We start from the raw sequence: 24,302 nt of genomic DNA, 5'->3' as shown, positions 1-24,302 counted from the left end.
GCTAACGATCGTAGAGCGCAGATGAAACTCTATAATAAATACTGTGATGGTATGTATTATGTAGCATTGCGTTTTCTTAAAGATCCATTTGAGGCAGAAGAAGCTATGCAAGAATCTTTCATCAAAGCATTTACACGACTTCACCAATTTACGGGAGATGTTACTTTTGGTGCTTGGCTTAAGCGAATTGTTATAAATAAAAGCATAGATATGCTAAAAGCTAAGAAAATGAATATGGTAGCAATTAATGAACAGGTGATGACTAGTGTAGAAGAACAGAACGATTGGTCAGTGTCAGATTCTGTTACTGTAGATGAAGTAAAAAAAGCAATCGAAAAATTACCAGAGAAATATAAATATGCTGTCATGCTGTTTTTGATAGAAGGGTATGATCATAATGAAATTAGTGAAGTGCTGGATATCACACCAGTTTCTTCAAGAACATTGGTACATAGGGGGAAAAAACAGCTACAGGAAGAATTAAAACATTTGAGACATGGCACAGGATATTAGAGAACTATTAAAGCAGGATAAACAGATTCCTGCTGAGCAAATAAGAAAAGGGCATCAACAAAGATTTATGTCTAGGTTGGAGAATGAATTGCCTAAAAAAACCAGAGGGTTTGATTATAGATGGCTTAATATTGCTGCTAGTATTGTTGTTATCTTTTCGGTTTCATTACTAACATATAACCAACTTGGTAGTAATAGCAACGAAGAATCTGATATAGTAGATTCTAGTACTGCTCCTGTGAAAAATTCCTCTGTGATATTAACAAAACAATCTTCCCCTTTGGCAGAAATATCCCCTGAGTATCAAGAAGTAGAAAATAGTATACTAACCAGTATCAAATTTCAATTATCCCAGATTACAATTGATGATACGAATAGAGAACTGGTAGAAAGCTTTATGAGCAGATTGGATAATCTTGATAAAGAGTACCAAAAACTTAATAAAGAATTGATAGAAGTTGGACCTAATGTTCAAAGTGTAGAAGCTATGATGGAGAATTTAACTATAAGGTTATCTCTTTTAAATAGACTAAAAGACAAACTAAAAGAATTAGAGAGAATTGAAAACGAAAATTACAATGAAGTACAGGCTTAATGTAGCGACTCTTGGTTTGTTGTGTTGTGCAGGCTTATTTGCACAGGACAGACAAGACAAATTAAATAAAAAGCTCGCGGTAAATGAAGATGTTACTGTCGTTCTTAATACGAGTCATACAAATATTGTTTTTGAAACCTGGAATAAAAACACAATCGAGGTAGAGGCTTATTTAGAAGGTGATCTTTCTGATGAAAACAGTAAACGCATACTCGATAGTTGGCAAGTCGATGTCATGGGAGATAGTCAGAAAGTTACAATTAATTCTACCGCAGGAAATTTATGGAGTAGAAATGTTACCGCTTCTAGTATTACAATGGATAGAAAGAGCTTACAGGAATTAAGGATGTTAAGTCCTATGATTACTGATATGTTAGGGCCGCTTATGGAAAACATGGCTAAAAACCCTATGCCAAGTACGCTTTCTCAAAATCAAGCTAACGTTACTTATAATAACGGGATTCATAAAGAAAATGATGAAAAATATATTAAGCAATGGGAGAGCCAGATACGTGAAAAATTTAAAGAAGAAGGGAAGGAAAAACAAAAATGGGCAAAGCAGTTTGAAAATAGTACAACAAAAGTAACACCATCTGGTCAGATGCAAATTCGTTTAGAAACCTGGGATGAACAATATGGAAGAAAAATGAATGCATGGGCATCAAAGTTAGTACAAGATGTCGATAAGCAACAGGCCGGAACAGCTAATGTTACAGTATATAGATACAGTGCTAGTAGAGTTAATACTAATAGCACAAGTAAAATTATTAAGGTGCGTATTCCTAAAGAAGCTAAATTAAGACTTAGTATTCGTCATGGGGATGTGCAATTAGCAGAAAAATCCAATAATATTAGAGCTTCTTTATCTCATACCAAGCTCTCGGCTAATGTTATAGATGGTAAACAAACCTTTATTAAGGCTTCGTATTCTCCTGTTTTTGTTCGACAGTGGAACAACGGTAGATTGGTGATTAATTATGTAAAAAATTGTAGAATACAAAATGCTAAAAACCTTCTTGTTAATGCAGATTCTAGTAATGTTTTTATTCAGCAACTTGATGAAAATGGAGCGATCTCAGGAAGTTTTGGAGTAATTACTATCGCTAATCTTGGAGAGTCTTTTTCTACCTTAGATTTGGCAGTTCAAAACAGTGATTTTAAATTAAATTTACCAAAAACAGCATTTAACTTATCCTACACTGGGGCACAAAGTATAATTTCTTTACCTAAAACTTTAGAAATAAATACAAGAAAGAATTTTGGAAATGTATTTGTTAATGGATTTCAGAATACGCGTAGTACAGATAAAATGATTACAATTAATGCTAAGTATAGCGAAGTTGTATTAAATAATAAATAAAATTTTTTCATAGTAATGTAGTGTTAATTATAGAAAAGCTCTATCGGTTTAGACTGATAGGGCTTTTTTAGTAGCATGTTATAAGCTTTAATTTAAATATGCTCAATACTTTATATAACTAAGATTCTTTATTCTAAAGAGTCAAAGAATTTTAAACCAATTGTTCTAAGCAATTGGTTTGATTTTTAAATTTACCTTAGATCAACTCTAACTTAACATACCGTGTTTTCTTTCTGTTTTTTTGAAAAAAAATGTAGGTATATTATAGAATAAGTCTTTTAATCTGTTGATTTTTGCTCTTCATCTGATTTTTTAACAATTTATAAAAATCAAAATACTGATTATCAGTGTTTTAACATTGAATTTGGTTTAATTTAACATTTTTTGTGTCATTTGTCGAATATCGAAAACATTTGATCTAAAAGTCTGGCTTTTAATTTGTTTAACTGTAATTAAGTAATATCATTGTATGGTAAAACCGTAATAAAATAATAACAACCCCACCTATAAAGTTTGTAAAGATGAAATCAGTAGCGTGTTTTTTTAGCTTATTTTTATTCTTGAGTAGTTATGCAAATGACTTGGGCCAAATTCTAGAAGTAGAAATGGAAGGTCTTGTTGTGGTAGTTGTAGATTTTCAGGATGGAGATAAAATTAAATTGTTCGAAGTAGAAAGTGGAGATCATATTTTATCAAAAACTCATGGAGAGGTTGACCTTAGTCAATTACCTATAGGGTCTTACTTATTAGAAAACAGTGAAGGAGAGTCTATTGTTATAGAACGTTTGGAAGAAGCAATTAATATCGCAGGGGCATTGGAGAATGTAGAAGCTGATTTTGTTTTAGAAAATGATAGCAAAAGAGCGCTTATACCTGCAGAGATTGATGTAGAGCAAGAATTTGTTCACTATTATGAAAATGCAGAGACCAATCTTTTAGAAATAACCAGAGAAGGAGATTTTGTAACTGTAGTTGGTTTTGAAGAAGGAGACAAGATCAAATTATTTGAAGTAAAAAATACAGTACATATCTTATCAAAAACGACAAATTTTGTTGACCTTAGTCAATTACCAGCTGGAGTTTATGTTTTGGAAAACAATAAAGGAGAATCTGTTGTTGTTGAAAAATTTGTAAATAATGACGATCTCGTAGCAGATATGTAATAAAAATTTTGACTACTATATAAAGCCTTCCAAATTTGGAAGGCTTTTTTTGTGATTTTATTTATGAAAGTATAGAATTTGAGGTAGTAAGGAGACGTTTAAGAAGCTTTTAGGGTATTTTGCCTGTATATTGTGATTCCCCTCTAATACTGATAGACAGCACGTCTAAATTTGATTATAGGTTTCTTATATCAAGTTTTTATCATCTATAAAGTAGTGAAAATGTAAATAAAAAAATATCCTGATAACCATCAGGATATTTTTTATCAAGTAATACTTTCGTTTATTTTTCCAGATTCTTTGTCATAGTAAAGCCAGTGAATAAGCCAATTCCTGCCATTAAGAAGATGGTGCCAGGATAAGCTATTTCTTCATCTACGCCTATTGATAAGTGTAGAATACCAGCTATAAAAATCCCGATTCCAATACCCATTAGTAATAAAGATAAATTTAGAATAAGCACTTTCCATATTGGAGTAACTCTTTTTTCTTTACTGCTATAGAATATAGAAGCATCTGCGCCTTTTTCTATAAGGGCCATACGTTCCTTATTTCTAGCTGAAATAAATAAATAAATAATTCCAAAAAATACTCCAAAGATTGCGGGTATTATAACTATTTCTGATCCCATCATGTTTTAATTTAAAAGATTAATACTGTTCGTTTTTTAATTAAGACGAAGAGTAATCTGAAGTGGTTACAAAAAGAGTAAAAAAATATTTTGTATTTTTTAGTTGAAATTATGTAACCATCAATTATATAATGTCGTCCTATGAGGAAATGAACCATCAATCAGATCAATATTATATCAATAAAGTGCTAGAAGGGCGGGTGAATGCTTTTTCTGTTTTAGTAGAGCGCTACCAGGGTTTGGTGTACACAATAGTGTATCGTATGGTTAAGAATAAGGAACAGGCAGAAGAAGTTGCTCAGGATTCTTTTGTCAAAGCATATAAATCCTTAAAAAATTATAGGGGTGATGCTAAGTTTTCTACCTGGTTGTACACTATTGCATATCGAAAAAGTTTAGATGCAATCAAAGCAAGTAAAAGAATGATAACGTCTGAACTTATAGAAGAGGTAAGTGAAGGAGAAATGGAACTGGTTGGTGATGCATTGAACTATCTACAGGTAAAAGAAAGAAAAAAAATCATATCAGATAGTATAATGAAGCTCCCCGAAGATGAAGCCGCTATTATTACACTATACTATTTTGAGGAAAAAAGTGTAAAAGAAATTGTAGAAATTGTAAATTTAACAGCAGATAATGTGAAAATAAAATTATATCGCAGTAGAAAAAAACTATATTCGGTATTAAAGCATCACATTTCTCCAGAAATTAGTAGTAAAAATGGAAGAGCCATATAAAGATGTTAAGTATTTAATTAAGGAAGCTGGATTAGAGACTCCTTCAGAAAATTTTCTGAAAAATGTCATGGAGCAAGTAGAACTTTCAACTATTGAAATATCACCGACATACAAACCTTTGATTTCTAAGAAAGTTTGGTTCATTATTGGGGTAATTGTTGCTGTATTGCTATGTATGATACCATTTTTATCAGATGGTAAAGAATCTATCTTAAATAATGTTAATTTTTCTTTTTTAAATAAACTAAGTATTAAAAATCCATTTTCTAACTTTACTTTTCATAAAACTACGATATACGGTATTTCATTTCTTGCTCTTCTATTCTTTATACAAATAACTATTTTGAAAAGAAGGATTGACAAACGATTTTCTTCATAACTATTTTGTTATCAATAGATTTATAAAGTATATATTTTTTATATAAAAAAACCGATTACCTCATAATTAGAGATAATCGGTTTTGATCTTCTATACTATGAGAATAGATTGTTCTTATAGTGTAATAATTCTGGATGTTTTTTTAATCTTCTTACCTATTTAGAAGTGTTTATGAACTGATAAAAATCATATTTCTGGAACATAGTCTGAAATACTTTTGCACGGCAAATCAATAAGGAAATCCCAAAAAAATGAAGGTAAATTAACTTCTCATGATTTGTTTAAAAATCGTAAACTAAATAACAAAACCTTAAAACCATTACTAGATGAAAAACAAAAGAAAAACCCCCAGATCAATAATGATTTTATTTGTGATAGGATTAGTGTATACTAGTACATTAAGCCTTCATGCGCAACTCAACGATAAATATGGATCATTATCATTTAACAACGCTATTAATGTTTCAGGTAAGCAACGTATGCTTACTCAAAAAATGTCTAAAGCATATTTATTTTTACTTAATAATGCTGATGATATGAAGGTAAAAAGAGACCTATTGTCGAGTAAGGTTATTTTTGAAGAACAAAATCGTGTTCTTTTACAGAATACCAAGTTTAAAGGGACTATTGAAAAGTTAACTAAAGTTAATGAATTATGGAAAAAGTTTAAAGCACTGCTAGAAGCGCAACCGAGTTATGAAAAAGCAAAAAAAATAATAGAAACAAATACAGAACTTCTTAAAGCTACCAATGCGGTGGTGTCTTCTATTATTTTGGAATCTAAAAACTCTTTTCAAAGTATGAAAGGAGATATGAGTGAATCTCATTTAATTGAAGATAAATTAGAATTAGAGAAGGTTATAAATATATCAGGAAGACAGCGAATGCTTTCACAACGATTGGCGTTTTATTATTATGCGAATCAAATGGAATTAAAAAATAAGAACTCTTCTCAAATGCTTAATAACGCTTTCCATGAATTAGATGGAGCAATTAACAAGCTTTTGATATCTAAGTTTAATACTCCAGAAATTGATGAAAAAATTGGATTGACTTTTTCTCAATGGAACATGATCAAAAAAAATAGAGGTAAATTAAGTAATCAAGAGTTTAAGGGTGAAGAAATCTATAAAATGAGTAACGAACTTACCCGATTATTCAATGATATAACATATATGTACGAGAAAGTAAAAATATAAAATAATATTAGTGAATAAGCTATAAATAAAAAGCCGGAAGTTTATTCTTCCGGCTTTTGTGTTATTGTATAAGAAAGGATTATTCATTCACAAGCACCCATTCTCCTTTTTCGATTAGTGGGATTGCTTGTTTGTATTTCACGGTTTTATTTTCTCCACTCATTACATGTTTGATGGTTACTCTATCATTACGTCCAATTTTTGGTTGCTCTCGTACAATAGTTTCAGTAACCTGAGGCCTATCTTGTGTTTGTCCTGCAGCTCTATTTTGTGCCGCACGCTCATCCATATTAGGAATTTCTTCTTTAGAAGTTTCGAGATTCTCTTTTCTTCGTACTTGGCGAGCTTCAGAAATATCTTGTGTATCACCTGTAGGTAATTCTCCTTTAAATAAAAATGAAATAACATCTTTATTCACCTCTTCGATCATGGCTTTGAACAATTCAAAAGCTTCAAACTTATAGATTAATAAAGGATCTTTTTGTTCATGAACGGCTAGCTGTACACTTTGTTTTAACTCATCCATTTTACGAAGATGTGTTTTCCAGGCATCATCAATAATGGCAAGAGTAATATTTTTCTCGAAATCGGTAATTAGCTGCTTCCCTTCAGACTCATATGCTTTTTGCAAATCGGTAGCAACATTTATACTTTTCACTCCATCCGTAAATGGCACTAAAATTCTTTCATACTTACTGGCAGGATCTTCGTATACTTGCTTTATAACTGGATAGGCAGCATCTGCATTACGTTTCATTTTATCCTGATAATGCTCGTATGCAACTTTGTAAATCTCTCCTGCGATTTTTAGAGAATCCATTTTTTCGAATTCTTCTGCAGAAATCGGACTACTCATAGAGAAATATCGAATCAATTCGAATTCGAAATTTTTAAAGTCCTGAGCGGCTTTATTTCCTTCTGTGATTACTTCTACAGTGTCATAGATCATATTGGCGATATCTACACGCAGACGTTCTCCAAACAATGCATGATAACGACGTTTGTATACAACTTCACGCTGAGCATTCATTACATCATCATACTCTAATAATCGTTTACGAACACCGAAGTTGTTTTCTTCTACCTTTTTCTGGGCTCTTTCGATAGATTTAGAAATCATAGAATGCTGTATAACCTCACCTTCTTTTAGCCCCATTCTGTCCATCATTTTGGCAATACGCTCAGAACCAAATAGACGCATTAGATTGTCTTCTAGTGATACATAGAACTGAGAGCTTCCTGGATCTCCTTGTCGACCGGCACGACCACGCAACTGTCTGTCTACACGACGAGAATCATGACGTTCTGTACCTACGATTGCAAGTCCACCAGCAGCTTTTACTTCATCAGATAATTTAATATCAGTACCACGACCGGCCATATTGGTAGCGATAGTTACTACACCTGCATAACCAGCTTCGGCAACAATATCGGCTTCTTTTTTATGAAGTTTCGCATTCAATACATTATGAGGTACTTTACGAATCGTAAGCATTCGCCCTAATAGTTCAGAAATTTCTACAGAAGTAGTACCGATTAGTACAGGTCTTCCTGCACGGGATAATTCTGTAACTTGTTCTATTACGGCATTATATTTTTCACGTTTGGTTTTGTATACCAAATCTTCCATATCCTTTCTGGCAATTGGTCGGTTGGTTGGTATTTCTACTACATCCAGTTTGTAGATTTCCCAAAGTTCTCCTGCTTCTGTTACTGCAGTACCTGTCATACCAGATAATTTACCGTACATACGGAAATAATTCTGAAGTGTTACTGTAGCAAAAGTCTGCGTTGCATCTTCGATCTTTACATTTTCTTTGGCTTCAATGGCTTGGTGTAATCCATCACTGTATCGACGTCCATCCATAATACGCCCCGTCTGCTCGTCAACAATTTTTACTTTATTATCCATCACCACATATTCTACATCCTTTTCGAATAAAGAATATGCTTTTAATAGTTGACGTAGGGTATGAATGCGTTCACTTTTTACACTATACTCTCTAAAAAGATCTTCTTTCTTTTCTGCTTCTGCTTCTTTTGATAATTCTAAACCTTCAATTTTAGCTATTTCCATACCAATTTGTGGTAGTACGAAGAAATCCGGATCATCTTTTCCTGAAAGATAATCTACACCTTTATCAGTAAGATCTATCTGATTGTTTTTCTCTTCTATTACGTAGTACAGATCTGCATCAATCTTATGCATTTCTCTGTTATTATCCTGCATATAGAAGTTTTCTGTCTTTTGAAGTAGCATTTTTACTCCTTCCTCACTTAAAAACTTAATTAAAGCTTTATTTTTAGGAATCCCTCGATATACTTGTAGTAACTTAAACCCTCCTTCTTTGACATCACCTGCTGCAATTAATTTTTTTGCTTCAGCTAAAACAGTAGTAAGATATTTTTGTTGTACCGAAACGATATCGGCAATTTTAGGCTTTAACTCATCAAATTCGTGTACATCTCCTTTTGGTATAGGTCCAGAAATAATCAATGGTGTACGCGCATCATCAATTAGCACAGAATCTACTTCATCTATAATCGCATAATTGTGAGGGCGCTGTACCAGGTCTTCTGGGGCATGAGACATATTATCACGTAGATAATCAAAACCAAATTCATTATTGGTTCCGTAAGTAATATCTGCATTATAGGCCGCTCTACGTTCTGCAGAATTAGGTCTGTGATTATCAATACAATCTACGGTAAGTCCGTGGAACTGAAAAATTGGAGCCATCCATTCACTATCTCGACGGGCAAGATAGTCGTTTACTGTTACCAGGTGAACACCATTACCAGATAAAGCATTAAGGTATACCGGGAGTGTTGCAACCAGAGTTTTACCTTCTCCTGTTTGCATCTCTGCTACGTTTCCTTCGTGTAGTGTAATACCACCAACAAGCTGTACATCGTAATGGATCATATCCCATTTTACTTCTTTACCAGCAGCATCCCAGCTTGTTGCCCAAATGGCTTGCTCATCATCAAGAGTGATGTGATCTCTGGTGCCAGAAAGTTCTCGGTCATAAGCAGAAGCCGTAACTTTTATTGATTCATTATTAGCAAAACGCTTAGCAGTTTCTTTTATAACGGCAAAAGCTTCAGGAAGAATATCGTTTAATGCTTTTTCTGTAGTTTCATATGCTTCTTCTTTTAGCTTATCGATTTCAACATATATATCTTCTTTTCTATCGATATCTTCTGTGTTGTTGGCTTCCTCGGTAAGCGCTTCTATTTTAGCATTGATTTCTGTGCGAGCTTCATTTATTCTATTTTTAAAATCAACAGTTTTGGCACGCAATTCATCATGAGAAAGGCCTTCAAGAGCCTTTTCTGCTTGCTTTACCAATTCAACCTTTGGTTGAATTTCTTTGATATCTTTTTTGGACTTATCTCCAACAAATACTTTTAATACAGAATCTAAAATTCCCATAATTTTATGGTTGTGTGTTTAATGAGATTTTGGTTTCAAAACGAAACTAATTGGTTTCCTATAATAAGGTAACATTCAAATCTGACCTCAATATCTGAAGTCTATTGCTATCTCAGGACCTAAGTGGTCATATTATACAATACTTTTAAGCTGTAAATAGCCATAAAGTGGCATAATTTACGCAAAAAAAAAGCCTCTTGCGAGACTTTTAATACTATTTCATTTATTTAATATTCATCCTCATTCCAAAGATAATCTTCGTCAGTAGGATAATCTGGCCATATTTCCTCTATAGAGTCATATGAATCTCCTTCATCTTCAATTGCTTGTAGATTTTCTACAACCTCCAGAGGTGCTCCAGTACGAATTGCATAATCTATTAACTCGTCTTTTGTAGCTGGCCAAGGTGCATCACTTAAATAAGATGCTAATTCTAAAGTCCAATACATATGTTTACTGGTTTAATTTTTTGCAAAAATAATTTTTTAGTTTAAAAAGTCAAGTAAAAAATTAATTATTTAAACAATAATTTTAAGAACGTGATTTTTTAGGGGGTTTCCCTTACTAATTTTAACAGCTATTAAATTTTAAGAATTCTTTTTAGGAATCCATTCAATTTCTTCTGCTTTAAGATCGTTCGACAACTTTCGTGCCAGTACAAAAAGATAGTCAGATAGTCGGTTTAAGTAGTGCAGTGTTGTTTCTTCAAAAGGGTTTATTTCATACAATGCTGTTGCCAAACGCTCTGCTCTTCGGCATACACAGCGAGCAATATGACAGAATGACACGGTTTGATGCCCTCCAGGCAATACAAAATGTGTCATTGGCGGTAAAGATTCGTTCATGCTATCGATTTCTTTTTCTAGTAATTCGATGTCTTCTGTAGAAATTGTAGGTATATTTAGTCGTTTTTGCCCGCTTTTTAATATAGCCTTTTCAGGGTCAGTTGCTAAAACTGCTCCAACTGTAAAAAGTTTATCCTGTATATTGATTAATATTTTTTTACTTAGCTCGTCAATTTTTTGATCTCTGATAAGTCCTATATGCGAATTAAGTTCATCAACAGTACCATAACTGTCAATACGGATATGGTGCTTGGGTACTCTGGTACCACCAAAAAGAGCAGTAGTTCCTTTGTCACCTGTTTTAGTATATATTTTCATTGAAATGTATGTTTGTTTTAATGGATAATAATTACTTAACTAATAAAAGTACATCCTTATTATAATTTTGATTACACCATTTGTGTTTAGCGTATATTTTATCAGGAATTTTGTAATCATGTGTTTTTTGATCTAGAAAACCAAATCTGTTATAAAATGGTTGAAGATGTTCAAAAGGAAGACACCATATTTTTTTATGTTGTTCATAATTTTTTAATAAATGAAGGATGATCTTTTCTGCAATTCCCATTCCTCTAAATTGATCTAATACATACATTCCTCCTAATTCTAAGTTGTTTTTATCAATATTGACAACTCTTCCCAGCCCACATTTTACACCTTCAATTTTTGCAATAGCAATATATTCAGCATTAAAATCTGATACTACAAAATCTATACTTTGATAGGTGTTGTTTATCCATTCTATATCTTTTGGTGTAGCCTTTCTAACATATATTTTTTTCATGTTACAGATATGGTTATCTCTTCTTTTTCCTTTTTTGATAATTCTGTCTAAAATTACGTTTGTCGCGATCATATAGTTTGTTTTTATTTCGTTTGGTATTCCAGGATACCGCTACGAATAAGATAGCAATGACTATGATCATTAAAATAAGTTGTGTTTCTTCAGAAAGAGTATCTAACATTACTTTTACTTTTGGAGTAAAAATAACAAAAAGGCCTTAATTGTATAGTTAAGATTATCATAGTTTATATTACAAAATTGAATTTATGTAGCGTCTTCTTAGATGTTATAAAATATTTATTTTTCAATCAGTTTTAACTAATTATGACTACAGTAATAGATTTAGATGATAAAAAAATGTCATTATGATATAAAAACATAATTTTTTGTTTAAAGAGTGGAACTCTGGACGGAGTTCATCATTAAAAATGCTAAATTTGTTGCGCTATGGAATTTTCTTCAAAATTATTAGAGAATGCGGTTTATGAAATGTCTCAATTACCAGGGATAGGAAAACGTACTGCTCTTCGATTGGTATTACATTTACTTAGACAGCCAGAAACCCAGACTCAGCACTTAACAAAAGCTTTGGGAACATTACGTGAGGATATTAAATTTTGTTCTACATGTCATAGTATTAGTGATACCGATATTTGTGATATCTGTAGTAACCCAGTTAGAAATCGTGAAATTATTTGTGTAGTTGAAGATATACGAGATGTAATGGCGATAGAAGGTACAGGTCAATTTAGAGGATTATATCACGTCTTAGGAGGTAAAATAAGCCCGTTGGATGGTATTGGCCCGCAAGAATTGAATATTAGTTCTTTGATCGAGAAAGTTAAATCTGGAGAGGTAAAAGAATTGATATTTGCATTAAGCGCAACTATGGAAGGAGATACTACCAATTTCTATATGTATAAACAATTAGAAGGAATACCTATAAAAACCTCTACTATTGCTCGGGGAATTGGTGTTAATGATGAGCTGGAATATGCAGATGAAGTTACTTTGGGAAGAAGTATACTTAATCGAATTCCTTTTGAGAATGCATTAAAAAGTCCTTGATTTGCATATATTTAGAAGTATCTGTAAACTTGAAGATAAAGATATTAAGTAAATTTTAATACGGAAAAAATAATTTTTAAGCCGAATTTTGATTAAATTCGCAAAAAACATAACTTATAAACACTTTTGATTAAGAATATGGCAAAATTTGAGCTGAAACTTCCAAAAATGGGTGAGAGTGTTGCAGAGGCAACAATAACAACTTGGTTAAAAGAGGTTGGAGATACTATTGAATTAGATGATGCGATTGTTGAGATTGCAACTGATAAGGTAGATAGTGAAGTGCCTAGTGAGGTAGAAGGTGTACTGGTAGAAAAACTTTTTGATGTTGATGATGTAGTACAAGTAGGCCAAGTTATAGCTGTAATAGAAACTGAAGGTGAAGGAGCTGTAGATTCGACTCCACAAGAAACTACTGCAAAAGTTGAGAAAACTCCAAAAGAAGCAGTAGTGCTAGAAGCGCAAATGACAGAAACAACAGTAGCAGGAAATGCAACTGATTTTTCTGGAAGTAGTAAGTTTTATTCTCCATTAGTAAAAAATATTGCTGCAGCAGAAAATGTTTCACTGAATGAACTGGAAGCTATTTCGGGAACAGGTAAGGATGGTCGTGTTACCAAAAATGATATTTTACAATTTGTAGACGATCGTAAAAATGGAAAAATAAAAACAGCACCAGTTGTGCAACCTGCAAAAGAAGAAGCGCAAGCAAAACCAGCTACTCCTGTTAAAAAACAAGAGGTTTCAAAAGCAGCACCGGTAGTAGCATCAGGAGAAGATGAGATTATAGAAATGACCAGAATGGGTAAACTTATTGCACATCATATGGTTGAATCTGTACAGACTTCAGCTCATGTACAGTCATTTATAGAAGCCGATGTAACCAATATCTGGAACTGGAGAAAGAAAGTAAAAGGAGATTTCATGAAGAGAGAAGGAGAGAACCTTACGTTTACTCCTATTTTTATGGAAGCAGTTGCTAAAGCTATAAGAGATTTTCCGATGATCAATATCTCTATCTCAGGAGATACAATTATCAAAAAGAAAAATATTAACTTAGGTATGGCAGCAGCTTTACCTGATGGTAATTTGATTGTACCTGTGATCAAGAATGCAGATCAATTGAATTTGGTAGGAATGACTAAAGCAGTTAACGATCTTGCCAATAGAGCACGTAATAATGCTTTAAAACCAGATGATATACAAGGCGGTACGTATACAGTAACTAATGTAGGTACATTTGGAAGTATTATGGGTACGCCGATTATTAATCAGCCACAAGTAGCAATTCTAGCTCTTGGTGCAATTAGAAAAGTGCCAGCAGTAATTGAAACACCTGATGGAGATTTTATTGGTATTCGATATAAAATGTTCTTATCACACTCTTATGATCACAGAGTGGTTAATGGTGCACTAGGAGGACAGTTTGTACAACGTGTAAAAGATTACCTGGAAGCCTGGGATGTGAATAGAGAGTTTTAAGAAACATCAATTCTAAGATAAATAGAAACCACGACAGTAGCTGTCGTGGTTTTTTTATGATATCAAGATTAATTAGACCTTTGTGCGTGTAAAAATTTTATGATAGTAACATTTTTACTTTTTAAGACATGTATTGATAACGATAAAAATAATATACATCATGAAAAAAATAATTTTTGCAATAGGGTTGATAGCTGGAGTTCTGAATTTTGGGTTTAGTCAGGGTCAGATTCACCAATCAAATGGTAATGTTGGTGTTGGAACGACTGAGCCTCAAACAAAATTAGATGTTGTTGGAGAGGTGAAAACTAATAATGGAAGATTAGTATTGCGAGATAATTCTATTGAAGAATGGAAAACTAATGGAAATTCTCAAATAGCAGTAAATTTTTATGGTTATAACAAAGGAATAACTCAATATAGGGATTTCTCAGTTTATAATGGTAAAGCTTCAAGAATAATGTTCGTTCAGGGAAGTACGGGGAATATGGATGCTGTTGGGGAGGTAAAAACTAATAATAGAAGATTAGTATTGCGGGATAATTCTATTGAAGAATGGAAAACTAATGGAAATTCTCAAATAGCAATAAATTTTTATGGTTACAACAAAGGAATAACTCAATATAGAGATTTCTCAGTTTATAATGGTAAAGCTTCAAGAATAATGTTTGCTCAGGGAAGTACTGGGAATATTGGAATTGGGACTTCAAATCCCGATATGAAACTAACGGTAAATGGGAACATCCATGCAGAAGAGGTTAAAATTGATCTTAGTGTACCTGCGCCGGATTATGTTTTTGCAAAAGATTATAATCTAAAAAGTATAGAAGAAGTAGAGGATTATATCATACAGAATAGCCATCTTCCTGAAATACCATCAGCAAAAGAATTTGCGCAAAATGGAGTGATGTTAGCTGAGATGAATATGAATCTTCTTAAAAAGATAGAAGAGTTAACATTGTATACAATCCAGCAACAAAAAGAGATAGGAAGCCTCAAAAAAAAGAACGTTGAATTAAATTCAATGAACAAAAAACTTCTTGAACTACAATCTCGACTTGAAAAATTAGAGTCTGAAAAATAAAAATCAAGGTAATTAATTTAACTATTTAGGAATTAAGAATATAAAAACCAATAAGAACGTATAAATGAAGAAAATTATTTTATTAGTAAGCTTTATGGGGTTATCATTTTTAGGGAACTCTCAAGTAGATACTCCTAATGTGGATACGAAAAATAAAAGATTGATTTTTAGCTCAGAAAAACACTTGAAAGATTTTATGAAATTTCATACCTCTGATGATTCAGAAGATCAGTTGATTAATGTGGTTTCATCTTTAGAAAGTAAAGGTTTCGAAAGTTTGTTAAATGAAGCTAAAAAGTTAGAATACTATAAACAAAATCTCATAGATATTCCAGATGGAAATATAGAAGAAGATCCTTTAATTGGAGACGATAGGTTGGCACGTTTGCTTAATTATAATAGAGAGATTGTGGTAGGCGGAAATGTTTATAAATATGAATCCAATGGTTTGTATTTTACTAATGATATCAATGGTGATATGAAGCAAAAAGTAAGTGCAAAAAAAAACTTAGCAAAATCATATAGTAATCTCCCGTCTAAAACGATAAATAATAGTAAAGTATATGACTTAGGTGATAATGTGAGTTTTTTTAGTTTTGATTATCAAAATTCTATTAATAATAAAACCTCGGTTGTTCCTGAAAATTTTGATGCTAAATCAATCAATACCGATATCTATGCACCTCCTTACACTTTAGAAAATTGCAATTTTGATGATTCTGGTTTTTTTGAATCATTACTTCCAGGGAGTTCTGAAACTTGTAATAATTATATTGACTCCGATAGAAGAATTAAAACAAAATTCTCTAACCAGAATTATTTATTGTTTTCTTCTGTCTATGCTAAAGTAAAATCACAAAAGAAGAAGAAGTTTTTAGGAATTACTACATGGAAAAGAGATAATTTTTGCAAGTATTTAGAAATGGGGAGGACTGTAGTTATTAAATACCCTATAGAGTATCCTTCTCCTCCTGTATTTACCCATAATTTTTTAATAAAAGACAATGGCTATAATAGAGTTATTGATATTAATGGGAATACTGTATATAGTGGTATTGAGGAGGTTAGTAATGTTTTTGAGACATTTCCATTTGATGCAAGCTCATTTAATTATGAAATTTATTTTTATGTAAGCACTTATAATCCAAAACCAAAAGATATAAATAGACTTATTTCAGAAGGATTAAAAGGTTTGCTGAAAAGCCTAGGGAAAAGTTTTGATGATCTTTTTGGGAAAGATGCCAATACAAATGTAGGAATGACAATTGATACACCAGATGGGATTTATTTTACAGAATATGGAGAAAAAAGGCGTAAATATGGAATTTCAAGAATTTCAAAAACTTATGATGTAAACTTTAAATTGAAGCTTTCTACAAATGGGGATAATTTTTTTGGTGATTTGATTAAAGTAAAACCAAAAGATGTGTTAAACGCTAAAACCTATGAAGTTACTGTTGTTGATATATATGGATTTGGTAGTTATGGTGGCAGTATTTATGGTAGTAGAATTGTTAAAGGAGATTTAAATGATGAGAATTCTAATGGGATAGATTCTGATGGAGATGGAGTGCCGGATCATGAAGATTTTTGCAGATTTCAAAAAGGTGTCAAAAAATATGGAGGATGTCCATATTCTCTTATAGATAGACAATCATTATATGCAAGTAGGGTGAATAAGCATGTTGATGTAATTCCGTCAAAATCATCTTCTAATATTCAAACATTTGGAGCTTGTTATGAATTAGAGCTTAAATCAGCCGATTATCCTTCTATTGTAAATGAAGTTCAGGGTGGGATTTATCCAAAGTATGATATTGTTGCTGGTAAGGAGATTTTGATAAAAGGAGAAGCTAATGTGCACATAAAACCGGCAGGTAATACAAAAAGTATAACTCTTAGGGTTCAAAAAGATCCATGTGATATTATTACGCCAGTTAAAGTTCAAAAATCATTAAATACTAGCGTAAGTAGTAGTAATTTTTCATCAAAAAAAGACTCTGATTCAGAAAAATCTGATTCTTTTTTATTTTATCCAAACCCTATTTCAGATGTCTTAAATCTGGTGCATAAAAAAGGTGTTTTAAGCTGGGTAATAAGAAACAACCAAGGACAGGAGGTTTTAGTAAGTAATAATGATAAAGAAGCTAGTATTAAAATCAATACAAGTACATTAGGTTTAGGAATTTATTTTCTAAATGTTACTATTTCGGATGGGAAGGTAATTAATAAAATAATTGTTAAAGAGTAATTTAAATTTTTAACGATAAAAAATAAAATAAACATGAAAAAAACAATAATAATTATAGCTTTACTAGGGATCACTTTGTCTGTACAAGCACAACAAAAAGTAAAATTAGAAGATAATAGTAATGCTGCTGATTTTTATTATAAGAACAATAATGTAGGGATAGGGAGAAATAATCCAAGTGCCAAGTTAGATATTTATCAGGGGTCTAATGCAGATTGGGCTGCGATAATAAAAAATGGAGCCGGTCAAGGAAAAGGATTAAAAATTCAAAGTGCATCAGGAGATAATACACCCTCGTTGATTGTTGAAGATAATAATAATAACCCTAGATTTTTAGTTCAATCTAATGGTAATGTAGGAATAGGGATAACTAATCCAGGTCAGTCTTTTGTTGTATCAAACTCTGGAGCAGAAGGTTTTGAAGTGTATTTACGTCAACCATCAGGTATAGTTGGTCTTCAAGCATATAATAGATCGACTAATGTGTATTCAAAAATGCAATTTGATGGTAGTCAATTTGCATTTATGCATGGTAATGTAGGAATAGGAACAAGAAATCCAGATATGAAACTAACGGTAAATGGAAAAATTCATGCTAAAGAAGTTAAAATTGATCTTAGTATACCTGCACCGGATTATGTATTTAAAAAAGAATATAATCTTAAAAGTATAGAAGAAGTAGAAAATTATATCATACAGAATAGTCATCTTCCTGAGATACCATCAGCAAAAGAATTTGCGCAAAATGGAGTGATGTTAGCTGAGATGAATATGAATCTTCTTAAAAAGATAGAAGAGTTAACCCTTTATACAATTGCTCAAGAAAAAAAGATTAAAAAACTAGAAGATGAGAATAAGGAATTAGAATCTTTATCCAAACGATTATCTGAAATTGAAAAATTACTAAAGTCTAAAGGATAAGATTATATATTCAATAGATTTTTAAATTAACCGCGATAAATATTATCATAATGTTTTTTACCCTGCTTATACTAGTTGATGTTAAAAAATAAAGAAGTATTGAAATTATAATATAGCAGTAAAGCTAAAGTATTTTTACTTTAGCTTTACTTTTTTTAGATACTACCTTTCTTTTTTAAGTTTTTACCGTGCTTTACATCTATAGTTTCTAATTCTTCATTTATAATCAGGTTATATGAATACTGAGATTCAACATCTGTTAATGGAATAAGGATCAGCATTTGTATTTTGCTTTTAGCAGGGATGTTCTTAATAATTGGTCGTTGCGCACTTCTGCGATACCCTGTAGGGTTCACTTTTAAGAATACACTCTTATCTGTATCCGTGTCATTTTGGATATATATGATTGTTCTTTTTTTCTGTTTTTCTTCTACTAAGCGAACAGGTTTTTCCTGAGCATAGGAAGTACAACTAACTAAAAAAAATAAAATAGATAGTGATATAAAATTCTTTTTTAAAGATGCGAACATTTCCCTTTTTCTTTTAAAGATACAAGTTTTAACCTCTAAATAGAAAAAACCGATCCTTCATGTTTTCGATTTCAGAATTTTTATTAGTTACAATATAATCAATTGCTTCTGTTGTGAAATTTTTCCCTTTTTTAGTTAAAGAAACAATATCATTATTAATAGTGATCATATTGTTTTTAAGTGCCAGATTCAAAACAGATTTTGATTGTACCTTCTGCCAATTAATATGTTCATTTAAATGTTTTACATGGCGCTCTTCCTCTTCCTGATGGTTTCCCAAGTGCAGAAGAAAGGTAAGTAATGAAACCTCAATACGTTGTTGTTTTTGTCTGTATAATACAGAAAACAAGCCTTTGTCGGGAGCAAATAGATATGCGAATAAGAAAACTAATCCTAATACCGTGGTCATTGATCCAGAAATAGATGTGTCTAATGCATGTGCTACCCAATACCCTATAATGGCACTACTAACCCCAAAGATAACAGATAGTAGAAGCATTTTTTTTAAGTCATTTGTTAATAGATAAGCAGTAGCTGCAGGTGCAATCATTAATGCAATGACTAAGATAGCACCAACTGCGTCAAAAGCACCTACCGTAGTGATTGATGAAACAGTCATTAGTCCATAATGCATAACTACAGGAGATAATCCAAGAGCAGAGGCTAAACCTGCATCGAATGTGCTTACTTTTAGTTCCTTAAAAAATGCAAATAACAGCCCTAATGTAATTAGTAATATAGTGCCGATGATCCATAAAGACTTAGGGCCTACATCTGTACCTCCTATAAGTAATCGGTCAAAGGGGGCGAAGGCAAGTTCTCCTAATAATACGGCATCAACATCTAAGTGTACATCATTTGCATTTTGCGCAATAAGTATAATCCCAATACTAAACAAGGCAGGAAAAACGAGACCTATGGCTGTATCTTCTTTTACTAAGCCTGTCTTTTGAATGAATTCTACTAATACGACGGTGATCACTCCACTTGCTGCAGCAAGGATAATCAATAAAGGAGATGATAGATCTTCAGTAATAAAAAAACCAATTACAATACCTGGTAAGATAGAATGACTGATTGCATCGGTGATCAATGCCATTTTTCGCAATACTAAAAAAGTACCCGGGATAGCACAAGCTATAGCTACCAGGCTGGCGATTAGTTGTATTTCTATCTGTGCACTACTCATTTTCTTCTTCTTTGATTAATTGATCATATAAATTGGAAGCAGTTTTATATCCAGATTCAGTCAAAGACCACATGTTACCGTTAATTTTGACATAATCTTTATCTTCTAGTTTTTGAAGTGATTTTCTGGTAAACCCTTGAAAGTTATTCAAAATTTTAATTGCATGTGGGTGAGCAATATTTTCGTGTGTACTGGCGATGTTATACATAAAAGATAATGTTTTATGTAACTGAAGGTCATTTCTGTTTTTTCTAAATCGAATTTCTCTAAATAGTAGCCCTCGACTGGGGGAAAATATAAAAGAAAATAACACAAAAACACTAGCAACCAATACAATTACAGGTCCTGTAGATAGGTTGTTATGGCTAGCACTGATAGCGGTCCCGAAGACTCCAGAGAATGCACCAAAGATTGCTGCCAAAATAACCATTACGGATAGATTGTTTGTCCATTGTCTGGCCGCTGCCGCTGGAGCCAATAACATGGCACTCATTAATACGACCCCAACAGTTTGTAATCCTAATACGATAGCAATTACAATAAATGTAGTGATAAGAATGTCTAAGAATCTAGTGTTAAATCCCAATGTTTTAGTGTAATCAGCATCGAATAATAATATTTTGAGTTCTTTCCAGAATAATAATAAAACGACCAAGCTGATTCCGGTAACGATGATCATAAGCCATACATCACTCTCTAGAAGTGTGGCTGCCTGCCCAAAAAGATAACTTTCTAAACCGGCCTGATTAGCGTTTGGCATTTTCTGGATATAGGTTAATAGTAGCATTCCAAATCCAAAGAATAACGATAATATGAGACCTAAAGCTGTATCAGATTTAAGATGTGTTTTACTAGTAATACCACGAATCCAAAAAGTACCAATTAAACCACTAATTAATGCTCCTAATAGAAATACAGAACTGTTTTTTGTGCCAATCATTAGAAAAGCGATAGCAATACCGGGTAATGCGGCATGAGAAATTGCATCACCTAATAGGCTTTGTTTACGTAATACAGCAAAACTACCTAACATACCACATATAGCACCGAGTACTGCAGTTCCTAATGTAATAGTACGTAAGGTATAATCTGTAAAGACAAGTTCTATGTATTCTTTTATATCCATAGTTTATAGATGAATAGTGGTTAGTGGTTAGTTTTTTTCTTGTTTTTTAAATGTTTTTGTAAACTGATTATCATTTTTGAAAGCTCAGCTAATTTAATTCTGGCATTTTTATTCTGATCATTCGAAATGTATTTTCTTCTTGTAGCTATTGTTGAACACACTACACATTCTCGAGTAGAATCTAATACCAATTGAAGATATCGGTTAAATTGAGCGTCAGAAGCTCCAGCTCCTTCAGAAATATTTAGTGCAATAGGATTTGCTGCTCGAATATATTGAGATGCAAGAATATATGTTTCCTTTTTTGGGAATTTGTCGCAAGTGTTGTATACTAAATCAACAAAATCAAGAGATTTTTGATATACAATTAAATCTTCAAAATTAAATTTTACTTCTTGCATAACATATTTTATTAATTCAATTTTCCACTGCCTACTAAAAACTTATTTTCTAACTACTATAAACTTCTATTGTTGTACACTAACCTTGTAATTAATTCCGTAGGTTTTGGTTAAATTGTCATCATTAAAAATGTCTTTTACCGGTCCGGTAGCGATCTTTTTTACATTAAGGAAAGTAACCCAATCAAAGTATTCTGGTACAGTTTGTAAATCATGATGTACTACAATTACTGTTTTACCAGTTTTCCTAAGTTCTTTTAAGATATTAATAATTGCCTTTTCTGTAGTGGCATCAACACCTTGAAAAGGCTCATCCATAAAATAGATAGATGCATTTTGGACTAAAGCTCTTGCCAAAAAAATACGTTGTTGCTGTCCTCCCGAAAGCTGACTTATCTGTCTGCTTTTAAAAGAAAGCATACCTACTTTTTCTAATGCTTCGAGAGCAGCTTTTTTCTCTTTTTGTCCAGGTCTTTTGATCCATCCCAAACTCCCATAAGTCCCCATCATTACTACATCTAGTGCAGTAGTCGGGAAATCCCAGTCTACGCTCCCTTTTTGAGGAACATAAGCTACCAGTGAGCGTTGTTTCTTATAAGGTTTCCCATAGATTTGAACACTTCCTGCAATGGGTTTAATGATATCTAAAATTGATTTTATTAGCGTAGATTTTCCTGCTCCGTTTGGTCCCACAATAGCCATAAGTACACCTTCGGGTATAGCAAGATCAATATCCCATAGTACAGGTTTGTAATTGTAAGCTACAGTTAAATCATCTATCTGAACTGCGATTTTTTGTTCTTTCATGTAAGACTAAGATTTAATAATATAATATTTAGCTTATTTGTTCTTCTAATATATCTACTTCTGTAATTTTCCACTCTTGATTACTCATAGACCATTTATAAATTCCTTTTCGTAAAACTTTCCACTTTTTTCTAAAAAAAATAAAAACACGAATAGTAACTTCAGCCTCTTGAATTAAAGTTTCAGAGAACTTACAAGTTTCAAGTTTATGATTAATACGCTTATAATTACTTTTAACAGATAAAACTCTTGAAAAATATTTTTCTGTGTCTTTAGTTAATTGTTTTTTATTAATGATTTTTCCATTAAGTTGTTTATATAACAATTCGTCTGCAAATACAGACATATATTCCGAAAGGTTTTTTTGAATCATTGATTTGATAGCTAATGAATGTGTTTCATCAATTATTTTTAATATATTATCTACAGTCATTTGATTTTTGATTTAACCATGATACTCCAAGTAAAACATATTTTAAATATAGGGTTCATGTGTCTCATTTTTAATTGTTTATTGCTAGAGCTTGAGTGCTTTGATCATGTTTATATTCATAACTGTACTTTCCATGCTTATCAGCTAATACAAATGGTCCAAAAAAAGGATTTGTTTCAGATTCATATAATATTACCTCAAATGTATTTGCATCTAGATCGATTTTGTTTCCATAGTGATAGATATTTTTATTGTCGGATATAAATCCATTTTTGTTTAATTTATATTGTTTTGGATCTATGTCAATAATTTGATCGGCGCAATAGACAAGATTTTTATCTTTTCCATAAGCAAAATCTAAGTATTCAAAAGTTTTTACATCTGCAGGTTCTATTTTCTTTAACTCTGTATAATTTTTAGAAAAAATATAATTTTTATCTTTCCAATACATTGCTTCTCTGGGATGTTGTTTCTTAAGATGTGTAAAAGTAGCTCCGTCAATTCCTTCTATAATCCTGTACTCAAATTTCATTTTACTCCAATTTCTTATATCAAAAGGCTCGACCATATTAATTGCGGAGTATTTAAAAACATGATTTTTATCAACAAAAAAAGGTCCAATTTCTCTAAAAGTAAGAGGGTCGGCATTTTCTATTTTTGTTTCATTTTCATAAACAAAACCATCATAGGTATAAAATGAACCGAAAAGATGATAAGGATGATCTTTGGTTGCTTTTTTAATTTTTGATGGTTTTTCTATTTCTTCTATTTCTTTCTTTAATTTTTTATAGGCATTTTTTAGGGGCTTATAGTAATAATTTCTTTTTCTTAGTGCTGCTTCTGGTTCACAAGAAAAATTATCTTTCACATTAAAACTCCAAAACCGATCAAGATATGTTTGGGCTATGTTTTTATCAATTATATCAGATGCTTTAAACTTAATATTCTCTTGTTTTAAAGAAAAAGCGTTATAGATGTCAGGAGGCCCCGGAGCTACTATAAATGCATAGGCGTCATATAAGGGTTCTATATAGTTTGCCAACTCTCTACATACAGTTAATAAGGATTTTTCGTATCTATAATACTCATGATTTAGAATAAAAGAAAAGAAAAATTCTTGTTTTTCATTATTGTAATGAAATAGAAAAATGTCACCTGAATTATTATTACAGGAATATAAAAGCTCGGCAAAAAAAGCAATTGTTTTTTTGTTTTTATTAGTCCTATATTCTTCTGTATTGTAGTCTTTTTTTATAGTAGTATTCCAATCAAAATCGTCAAATGATTTTTGTTTTGTGTTTAAAAACTTTTTTAATGCAGTTTCTTTAATTTTTGCTTTAACAATTATTCCTGTTGGATCGGCCATAT

Annotated in this window: 25 protein-coding genes; 12 read left to right on the top strand and 13 right to left on the bottom strand. The window is 31.9% G+C overall.

Translation table 11 applies throughout. The annotated features are described in order from the left end of the window. Positions 1–21: 21 nt before the first annotated feature. From ATE84_RS21475 to ATE84_RS21460, 4 genes are all read left to right on the top strand, one after another. On the top strand, positions 22–513 hold the full coding sequence (locus tag ATE84_RS21475; protein WP_051473846.1) for an RNA polymerase sigma factor: 492 nt from the start codon (positions 22–24) through the stop codon (positions 511–513). After that, positions 497–1,108 (top strand): hypothetical protein, encoded by a 612-nt coding sequence (locus ATE84_RS21470; protein WP_101449913.1) that lies wholly within the window; start codon positions 497–499, stop codon positions 1,106–1,108. The genes ATE84_RS21475 and ATE84_RS21470 overlap by 17 nt, the downstream gene beginning before the upstream one ends. After that, entirely contained in the window at positions 1,092–2,468 is a 1,377-nt protein-coding gene (locus ATE84_RS21465) for a hypothetical protein (protein WP_101449912.1), read from the top strand. The genes ATE84_RS21470 and ATE84_RS21465 overlap by 17 nt, the downstream gene beginning before the upstream one ends. Positions 2,469–2,989: 521 nt before the next feature. Next, complete coding sequence (locus ATE84_RS21460; RefSeq protein WP_101449911.1) at positions 2,990–3,631, top strand: hypothetical protein; 642 nt, start codon at positions 2,990–2,992, stop codon at positions 3,629–3,631. A 283-nt stretch (positions 3,632–3,914) separates the two neighbouring features. Here the strand turns inward: ATE84_RS21460 and ATE84_RS21455 are convergent, their stop codons facing one another. Then, on the bottom strand, positions 3,915–4,262 hold the full coding sequence (locus ATE84_RS21455) for a DUF6249 domain-containing protein (protein ID WP_101449910.1): 348 nt from the start codon (positions 4,260–4,262) through the stop codon (positions 3,915–3,917). 149 nt (positions 4,263–4,411) lie between these two features. On the opposite strand from ATE84_RS21455, the gene ATE84_RS21450 reads away from it, so the two are divergent. From ATE84_RS21450 to ATE84_RS21440, 3 genes are all read left to right on the top strand, one after another. Beyond that, positions 4,412–4,999, top strand: a complete 588-nt coding sequence (locus ATE84_RS21450; protein ID WP_101449909.1) for an RNA polymerase sigma factor — start codon at positions 4,412–4,414, stop codon at positions 4,997–4,999. Further along, positions 4,983–5,378, top strand: a complete 396-nt coding sequence (locus tag ATE84_RS21445; protein ID WP_101449908.1) for a hypothetical protein — start codon at positions 4,983–4,985, stop codon at positions 5,376–5,378. Before ATE84_RS21450 ends, ATE84_RS21445 begins: the two co-directional genes overlap by 17 nt. Positions 5,379–5,704: 326 nt before the next feature. Further along, positions 5,705–6,577, top strand: coding sequence for a type IV pili methyl-accepting chemotaxis transducer N-terminal domain-containing protein (locus tag ATE84_RS21440; protein ID WP_101449907.1), 873 nt, complete (start codon positions 5,705–5,707; stop codon positions 6,575–6,577). Positions 6,578–6,656: 79 nt separating this feature from the next. Here ATE84_RS21440 and secA read toward each other — a convergent pair whose 3' ends face one another. From secA to ATE84_RS26340, 5 genes are all read right to left on the bottom strand, one after another. Beyond that, positions 6,657–10,013: a preprotein translocase subunit SecA gene (secA, locus tag ATE84_RS21435; protein ID WP_101449906.1), complete on the bottom strand. Its 3,357-nt coding sequence runs from the start codon at positions 10,011–10,013 to the stop codon at positions 6,657–6,659. Between the two features lie 227 nt (positions 10,014–10,240). Next, positions 10,241–10,462: a DUF2795 domain-containing protein gene (locus ATE84_RS21430; protein ID WP_008272287.1), complete on the bottom strand. Its 222-nt coding sequence runs from the start codon at positions 10,460–10,462 to the stop codon at positions 10,241–10,243. A 138-nt stretch (positions 10,463–10,600) separates the two neighbouring features. Continuing rightward, positions 10,601–11,176: a cob(I)yrinic acid a,c-diamide adenosyltransferase gene (locus ATE84_RS21425; RefSeq protein ID WP_101449905.1), complete on the bottom strand. Its 576-nt coding sequence runs from the start codon at positions 11,174–11,176 to the stop codon at positions 10,601–10,603. A gap of 31 nt (positions 11,177–11,207) precedes the next feature. Then, a complete protein-coding gene (locus tag ATE84_RS21420) occupies positions 11,208–11,642 on the bottom strand; it encodes a GNAT family N-acetyltransferase (RefSeq protein WP_158237315.1) in 435 nt (144 codons plus the stop codon). 13 nt (positions 11,643–11,655) lie between these two features. Continuing rightward, on the bottom strand, positions 11,656–11,823 hold the full coding sequence (locus tag ATE84_RS26340; protein ID WP_158237314.1) for a hypothetical protein: 168 nt from the start codon (positions 11,821–11,823) through the stop codon (positions 11,656–11,658). 266 nt (positions 11,824–12,089) lie between these two features. Here ATE84_RS26340 and recR point away from each other — a divergent pair, with 266 nt between their 5' ends. The 5 genes from recR (at position 12,090) to ATE84_RS21395 (ending at position 18,448) form a co-directional block, all read left to right on the top strand. Next, on the top strand, positions 12,090–12,710 hold the full coding sequence (recR, locus tag ATE84_RS21415) for a recombination mediator RecR (RefSeq protein WP_101449903.1): 621 nt from the start codon (positions 12,090–12,092) through the stop codon (positions 12,708–12,710). Positions 12,711–12,848: 138 nt separating this feature from the next. Continuing rightward, positions 12,849–14,192 carry a dihydrolipoamide acetyltransferase family protein gene (locus tag ATE84_RS21410; protein WP_101449902.1) on the top strand — a complete coding sequence of 448 codons (1,344 nt, stop codon included), beginning with the start codon at positions 12,849–12,851 and terminating at the stop codon, positions 14,190–14,192. Between the two features lie 160 nt (positions 14,193–14,352). Beyond that, complete coding sequence (locus ATE84_RS21405) at positions 14,353–15,276, top strand: tail fiber protein (RefSeq protein WP_101449901.1); 924 nt, start codon at positions 14,353–14,355, stop codon at positions 15,274–15,276. A gap of 64 nt (positions 15,277–15,340) precedes the next feature. After that, the gene (locus ATE84_RS21400; protein ID WP_101449900.1) at positions 15,341–17,527 is read left to right on the top strand and encodes a T9SS type A sorting domain-containing protein; all 2,187 of its coding nucleotides are present in this window, start codon (positions 15,341–15,343) and stop codon (positions 17,525–17,527) included. Positions 17,528–17,560: 33 nt separating this feature from the next. Next, positions 17,561–18,448, top strand: a complete 888-nt coding sequence (locus tag ATE84_RS21395; protein WP_101449899.1) for a tail fiber protein — start codon at positions 17,561–17,563, stop codon at positions 18,446–18,448. 155 nt (positions 18,449–18,603) lie between these two features. Here the strand turns inward: ATE84_RS21395 and ATE84_RS21390 are convergent, their stop codons facing one another. The 7 genes from ATE84_RS21390 to ATE84_RS21360 all read right to left on the bottom strand — a co-directional run bounded on the left by ATE84_RS21390 (position 18,604) and on the right by ATE84_RS21360 (position 24,300). Further along, on the bottom strand, positions 18,604–18,978 hold the full coding sequence (locus ATE84_RS21390) for a hypothetical protein (protein ID WP_101449898.1): 375 nt from the start codon (positions 18,976–18,978) through the stop codon (positions 18,604–18,606). Positions 18,979–19,006: 28 nt separating this feature from the next. Further along, the gene (locus ATE84_RS21385) at positions 19,007–20,167 is read right to left on the bottom strand and encodes a metal ABC transporter permease (RefSeq protein ID WP_101449897.1); all 1,161 of its coding nucleotides are present in this window, start codon (positions 20,165–20,167) and stop codon (positions 19,007–19,009) included. After that, complete coding sequence (locus tag ATE84_RS21380) at positions 20,160–21,293, bottom strand: metal ABC transporter permease (RefSeq protein ID WP_101449896.1); 1,134 nt, start codon at positions 21,291–21,293, stop codon at positions 20,160–20,162. The genes ATE84_RS21385 and ATE84_RS21380 overlap by 8 nt, the downstream gene beginning before the upstream one ends. Positions 21,294–21,313: 20 nt before the next feature. Next, on the bottom strand, positions 21,314–21,694 hold the full coding sequence (locus tag ATE84_RS21375) for a four helix bundle protein (RefSeq protein WP_101449895.1): 381 nt from the start codon (positions 21,692–21,694) through the stop codon (positions 21,314–21,316). Positions 21,695–21,760: 66 nt separating this feature from the next. After that, positions 21,761–22,501, bottom strand: a complete 741-nt coding sequence (locus tag ATE84_RS21370) for a metal ABC transporter ATP-binding protein (RefSeq protein WP_101449894.1) — start codon at positions 22,499–22,501, stop codon at positions 21,761–21,763. 28 nt (positions 22,502–22,529) lie between these two features. Beyond that, positions 22,530–22,934 (bottom strand): hypothetical protein, encoded by a 405-nt coding sequence (locus ATE84_RS21365; protein WP_101449893.1) that lies wholly within the window; start codon positions 22,932–22,934, stop codon positions 22,530–22,532. A gap of 70 nt (positions 22,935–23,004) precedes the next feature. Next, positions 23,005–24,300 (bottom strand): DKNYY domain-containing protein, encoded by a 1,296-nt coding sequence (locus ATE84_RS21360; RefSeq protein WP_101449892.1) that lies wholly within the window; start codon positions 24,298–24,300, stop codon positions 23,005–23,007. Positions 24,301–24,302: the final 2 nt, after the last annotated feature.

This window comes from Aquimarina sp. MAR_2010_214 (assembly GCF_002846555.1).
Taxonomy (GTDB): Bacteria; Bacteroidota; Bacteroidia; order Flavobacteriales; family Flavobacteriaceae; genus Aquimarina.
Note: the sequence above shows the minus strand (reverse complement) of the source record. Positions and strands in the feature narration are given on the sequence as shown.